The 5,949-nt window shown below is 75.3% G+C and carries 7 protein-coding genes; all 7 read left to right on the top strand.

All coding sequences use genetic code 11. From position 1 onward, the window contains the following. Window positions 1–201: alpha-hydroxy-acid oxidizing protein (locus B4M60_RS11190; RefSeq protein WP_291083736.1), on the top strand; the 201-nt coding region annotated here is incomplete at its 5' end. Between the two features lie 60 nt (window positions 202–261). Then, window positions 262–1,077 (top strand): mycofactocin-coupled SDR family oxidoreductase, encoded by an 816-nt coding sequence (locus B4M60_RS11185; protein WP_291083733.1) that lies wholly within the window; start codon window positions 262–264, stop codon window positions 1,075–1,077. A 29-nt stretch (window positions 1,078–1,106) separates the two neighbouring features. After that, window positions 1,107–1,772, top strand: coding sequence for a mycofactocin biosynthesis peptidyl-dipeptidase MftE (gene mftE, locus B4M60_RS11180; RefSeq protein WP_291083730.1), 666 nt, complete (start codon window positions 1,107–1,109; stop codon window positions 1,770–1,772). Further along, window positions 1,769–3,247 carry a mycofactocin biosynthesis glycosyltransferase MftF gene (gene mftF / locus B4M60_RS11175; RefSeq protein ID WP_291083727.1) on the top strand — a complete coding sequence of 493 codons (1,479 nt, stop codon included), beginning with the start codon at window positions 1,769–1,771 and terminating at the stop codon, window positions 3,245–3,247. Before mftE ends, mftF begins: the two co-directional genes overlap by 4 nt. A 4-nt stretch (window positions 3,248–3,251) precedes the next feature. Further along, window positions 3,252–4,574 carry a mycofactocin system GMC family oxidoreductase MftG gene (mftG, locus tag B4M60_RS11170; protein WP_291083724.1) on the top strand — a complete coding sequence of 441 codons (1,323 nt, stop codon included), beginning with the start codon at window positions 3,252–3,254 and terminating at the stop codon, window positions 4,572–4,574. Between the two features lie 59 nt (window positions 4,575–4,633). After that, the gene (locus B4M60_RS11165; RefSeq protein WP_291083721.1) at window positions 4,634–5,557 is read left to right on the top strand and encodes an alpha/beta fold hydrolase; all 924 of its coding nucleotides are present in this window, start codon (window positions 4,634–4,636) and stop codon (window positions 5,555–5,557) included. A gap of 156 nt (window positions 5,558–5,713) precedes the next feature. Next, window positions 5,714–5,949: thioredoxin family protein (locus B4M60_RS11160; protein ID WP_291083718.1), on the top strand; the 236-nt coding region annotated here is incomplete at its 3' end.

Raw genomic sequence — 5,949 nt, 5'->3', positions numbered from 1 at the left:
GGTGCCCGCGCCGTGATGATCGGCCGCGCCTACCTCTGGGGCCTGGGTGCCAACGGCCAGGCCGGGGTCGAGAACGTCCTCGACATCCTGCGCTCGGGCCTGGACTCCAGCCTCATCGGGCTGAGCAAGTCGTCGATCTCCGAGCTCAGCCGCGAGGACTACGTGATCCCCGACGACTTCATGCGCCGACTGGGCGAGTGATCGCCCCGGCGACACCTCCGCACCATCCATCGCTACACCCGTAAAGAGAAGAGTCCTCCCATGGGAGATTTCGACGGCAAGGTCGTCTACATCACCGGCGTCGCCCGCGGGCAGGGTCGCAAGCACGCGATCCGCTTCGCCCGCGAGGGCGCCAGGATCATCGGCCTGGACCTGTGCGCCTCGCCGTCGGAGTACGTCAAGTACCCCACCACGACCCCGGAGGACCTGGCGGAGACCATCGAGAAGGTCGAGGCCGAGGGCGGGGAGATCCTCGCCGAGGTCGGCGACGTCCGCGACCTGGCGTTCCAGCAGGACCTCGTCACCCGGGGCGTCGAGCGCTTCGGCGGCCGCCTCGACGTGGTGATCGCCAACGCCGGGATCTGCAACTGGGGCAAGGTCTGGGAGCTCGACGAGCAGCAGTGGCAGGACACGATCGACATCAACCTCACCGGCTACTGGAAGACGCTCAGGGCCACCATCCCGCACATGCTCGCCGCGGGCAACGGCGGCTCGATCGTGCTGGTGAGCTCGGTCGCCGGCCTCAAGGCCATGCCGGTCCAGTCCCCGTACTCCGCGTCCAAGTACGGGGTGGTCGGGCTGGCCCAGACCGCGGCCAAGGAGCTCGGCGAGCACGGCATCCGCGTCAACACCATCCACCCCTACGGCGTCCTCACGCCGATGGGTGCCGACGACCCGGCCGCCCACGACGTGTTCAGCAACATGCCGCAGTTCCTGCCGCACTTCACGCCCATCCTCGGCATGGGCATGGCGACGACCGACGACATCTCCGACTCGGTGATGTTCCTGGCCTCGGACGCCTCGCGGACCATCACGGCGTCGACCTTCACCGTCGACATGGGCGCGATCAAGGTCTAGTCATCCCTACCGAGCCCGGCGGTTCCCCCGTGGCCGTGCTTCCGCTCGGCGCCACCGAGCAACACGGGCCGCACCTGCCGGTGGAGACCGACACGCTCCTGGCCACGGCCACGGCGCGCGCGGTCGCCGCCGCGGGCGGCCCGGCCGGTGACCACGCCACGCTGCTGCCCGCCCTCGGGTTCGGCGCGAGCGGGGAGCACCAGACGTTCCCCGGGACCGTGTCGATGGGCACCGACGCGCTCGCCGGGGCGGTCCTCGAACTCGGCCGGTCGGTGTCCACGTGGGCGGACCGGCTGCTGGTGGTCAACGGGCACGGCGGCAACGTGGACGCGCTGCGCCGGGCGGTGTCCCGCCTGCGGTACGAGGGCCGCGACGCCGCGTGGCTGCCCTGCCGCACCTCGGAGGACCCCACCGACACCCACGCGGGTCACGCCGAGACCTCGCTGATGCTGCACCTGCACCCCGGGCTCGTCCGGATGGATCGGGCCGCCCGGGGGTGCACGCGGCCGCTGGGGGAGATCCTCCCGGCCCTGCGGGCGGGCGGGGTCGCCGCGGTGAGCGCCTCGGGGGTCCTCGGCGACCCGACCACCGCCACGGAAGCGGACGGTCGCCGGCTGTGGGAGCTGCTCCTGGCCGACGCCCGCGGCCGGGTCACGCGCTGGCAGCCGGGCGAGGCGGACGGGATGCTCCGGTGAGCGCCGCCCCGTCGCCGCCGGCCCGGGTCGTCCTGGACCGTCGCACCCGGGTGCTCCGCCGCGGCGGCGTGGTGCGCGTGCTCGGGGGCGATCCGGTCACCCTGGTCACCCCCACCCCGTCCGTGGCCGGGCTCCTGCGCGGCCAGGTCCTCACCTGCGACACCCCCGCCGCCGCGGCGCTCGCCCGGGCGCTCACCGACCGCGGGATGGCGCACCCGGACGCGACCCGCCCGGACCCAGCCCACCCCGCCCGGGCGCTCGGCGAGGTCGCCGTGGTGATCCCCGTCCGGGACGATCTGGCCGGGCTCGCCGCCCTCGTGCACGCCCTCGCACCCGATCTCGCCGGAGGCGCCCGGCTCGTCGTCGTCGACGACGGCTCAGCCGTCCCGCTCGCCGTCCCGCCGTCACCCGCCGGCGAGCGGACCGTGATCCTGCGCCACGAGACGTCGCGCGGCCCGGCGGCCGCGCGCAACGCCGGCACGGCCGCGGCGGTCGCGGCCGGGGCGCGGGTCGTGGTCTACCTCGACGCCGACGTGATCCCGCTGCCCGGCTGGCTCGGCCCGCTCCTCGCGCACCTCGACGACCAGCTGGTTGCGGCGGTCGCCCCGAGGATCGTCGCCGCCGAGCCGGGCCGGTTCTGGGTGCGCGGATACGAGACGGCCCGGTCGGCCCTCGACATGGGCCCCGGGCCCGCGCGGGTGCGGCCGCGCACCCGCGTCGCGTACGTCCCCAGCGCGGCGCTCGCGGTGAGCCCGCACCGCCTTCCCCCGGTCCCGGACGGTGCGGGTCAGGGGCCGTTCGACGAGCGCATGCACGTGGCGGAGGACGTGGACCTGTGCTGGCGGACCGACCGGGCGGGCGGGCGCATCCGCTACGAGCCCGCCTCCCGCGTCGCGCACCGGCACCGCACCGCGGTCGTCCCGCTCCTCACCCGCCGCGCGTTCTACGGCACCGGCGCGGCCCCGCTCGCCGACCGGCACGGCGCCGCCGTCGCGCCCGCCGTCGCCGCCCCGTGGTCGCTGGCCGTGGCCGCGGGCGTGTGGAGCGGGACGCCGCTCGGGCTGGCGGTGGCGGTCGCCGCGGCGGCGCGGGCGTGGTCGCGGACCCGCGCGCTCACCGGCGACGGCCGGGCGGCCGCGGAGCTCGTCCGGCGGGGGGTCGGGGCCTCGATCCGGCAGCTCCCCGAGGCGCTGCTCCGCCCGTACTGGCCCGCGACGGCGGCGGTGCTCGTGGCGACCGCGCCGTCCGGGTCCCGCCCCGCCCGCGCGCTGCGGCGCCGGGTCGCCGCCGCGGCCCTCGCCGAGGGGGTGTGGCACTGGTGGTCCGCCCGCGACCCGGGCCGGCTGCCGGTCGACGATCCGCTCGGGCACGTGGTGCTGCACCGGCTGGACGACCTCGCCTACGGGGTCGGGGTGTGGCGCTCGGCGTGGGCGGCGCGGTCGGTGGCCGCGCTCCGGCCGGAGTTCAGGCGGTGACCGCGTGACGACGGGCTCCCGGGCCGGCGTCCGCGCCGACGTCGTGGTGGTGGGCGCGGGACCGGCCGGGTGTGTGATGGCGCGTCGCCTGGCGGAGGCCGGCGCGGACGTGGTGCTGGTCGAGGCGGGCGCGGAGCGGGCATCCCCGCGCGCCGGACTGCTCGACGTGGGGCCGGACTCCCGGGTCGTCACCCGGTACCGCGCCACGCTCGGCCGCGCGGGGCTCGAGCTGCCCCGGGGCCGCACCCTCGGCGGATCCGGCGCGGTCAACGGCGGGTACTGCACCCCCGCCCGCCCGGCGGACCTCCTGGGGTGGGGACCGGACTGGCCCCGCCGGTACGCGGTGGGGCTCGCCCGCGCCGCCGAGCGACTGCGGCCGCGACTGGCGCCGATGGGCCCCGTCGCCGCCCGCCTGGCCGCGGCGTTCCCCGCGCACGTGTCCGCGATCGCCCAGGCGCGTCGCGGCGACCGGCGGGTCACCGCGTTCGAGGCCTGGGACCCGGCCGGTGCGGGCGTCCGAGTGGTCACCGGCGCACCGGTCCGGGAGCTGAGGTGGGCGGGCGGGCGCGTCGGGGGGAGGTGCGACGGCGTGGTCCTGGACAGCGACGAGGAGATCGCCGCCCGCCAGGTGGTCCTGACCGCGGGGTCGATCGGGACGGCGGCGCTGCTGCTGGCCTCCGGGATCGGCCCGGCGTCCGGCCACCCGGTCGGACGGGGGACGCAGGAGCACCCGGAGGTCTTGCTCGACCTGCCGGCCGCCGCGGCCGACGGTGCCCCCGGCGCCGACGGTGCCCCCGGCGGCTCCCTCCCGCCGCTGCTCTCCCACGTGGTGAGGCTCGGGATCCCGACGCGGCACGGGATCGCGGAGATCGAGGTCCGCCCGTACTCGGTTCCCCTGCACGAGGTCATCCCAGGGCTCGCGCCGCAGCCGCACCGGATCGGCATCGCGCTGATGAACCCCCTGGGCAGGGGCCAGATCGTCGGGGTCGGGGGCCCTGCCGGGGGCGCTGCCGGGTCCCGCCTCAGGATCGATCTGGCCGACGACCCGCGCGATATTGAGGCGTTGGCGGTGGGTGCCCTGATGGTCGCGGAGACCGTGGGCGTCGCGACCCCCGCCACCCCGCTGCTCTCGACCTCCCAGCACCTCACCGGATCCGCCGCCATCGGGGAGGTCGTGGACGGCTCCGGCCGCGTCCTCGGCGTGGGGGGCCTGCGGGTGGCCGACGCGTCGGTGTTCCCATCGATCCCACGCCGCGGCCCCTACTACTCCGTCCTGGCGGTGGCCGAGGACCTCGCCTCGCGGATGGCCGTGGAGCGCCCGTGGTAGAACGAGACGAGAACACGTTCCACCGATCGGGTCGGGACGCACGCCAGGGAGGCGCCGGAATGCCCAGCACGGAGACCACAGTGGAGCCCCGCGAGTTCACGGTGGAGCGGGACGGCGGCGTCACCCTGGTGGGGGAGGTGTGGGAGCCGGCCGGTGCCGACGGTGCCGGGACGCCCGTCGACGAGATCCTCATGCTGCACGGCGGCGCGCAGACGCGTCATTCGTGGAGCCGCGCGGCCCGGCGGCTGGCGGGGGAGGGCTACCGGGTCACCGCGATGGACGCCCGCGGCCACGGCGACAGCGATTGGGACCCCGAGGGGGACTACGACATCCACCGGATGTCCGCCGACCTCGAGGTGATCGTCGCCGAGCGGTTCCCCGACCGCCGGCCGGTGATCGTGGGGGCCTCCCTGGGTGGCCTCACGGCGATGCTCGCCCTGGGCTCGGGCAAGGACGTCGCCCGGGCGCTGGTGCTGGTCGACGTGGCCCCGAAGATCGAGGCGGCGGGGGTCGAACGGATCGGGGCCTTCATGCGGTCCGGTTTCGACGGCTTCGCCAGTCTCGAGGAGGCCGCCGAGCTGATCTCCGCCTACCAGCCCCACCGCCCGCGCCCCGCCAACCCGGAGGGGTTGCGCAAGAACCTCCGGTTGCGCGAGGACGGTCGCTGGCACTGGCACTGGGACCCCCGGTTCGCCGGCGGCGCGTCGGCGGTCAACGCGGAGGTCGGCACCGCCTTCTTCGAGACCCTGGTGCCGTCGATCACGCAGCCCACCATGCTGATCCGGGGCTCCGCGTCCGACATCGTCAGCGACGAGTCCGTCCGCCACCTGCTCGAGCTCCTGCCGCACGCCCACACCATGGAGGTGGCGGACGCCGGGCACATGGTGGCGGGGGACGACAACGCAGTCTTCCTGGACCAGCTCGAGTGGTTCCTCGCCGACGTGCTGGGGTCGCCGCCCCGTTCGGGGGCGGGGCGGGAATAGTCCCGCCCCGTCGGCGTTGTCTTGCTCTGTACGGATACACATACCCTGCGGGGTATTGTTTTCGCGGAAGGTCGTCGCCGGCGCGGGGTATCCGTAGGCTGGCGACGGAATGCGACGGGGCGAGAGCCGCCCCGTCGGCGCAAGGAGGGCATTCGTATGACCACCGTCGACATCACGACCGCCGACTTCGAGAGCACCGTCACCGAGAACGACATCGTCCTGGTGGACTTCTGGGCCGAGTGGTGCGGTCCCTGCAAGGCGTTCGGTCCGGTCTTCGAGAAGGTCTCCGGCAAGAACCCCGAGATCACCTTCGCCAAGGTCGACACGGACGCCGAGCAGCAGCTCGGTGCCATGCTGCAGATCCAGTCCATCCCCACGCTCATGGCGTTCCG

The organism is Dietzia sp. UBA5065 (assembly GCA_002415925.1).
GTDB lineage: Bacteria > Actinomycetota > Actinomycetes > Mycobacteriales > Mycobacteriaceae > Dietzia.
The sequence above is the reverse complement of the archived record's forward strand: the minus strand, read 5'-3'. Positions and strand labels throughout refer to the sequence as shown.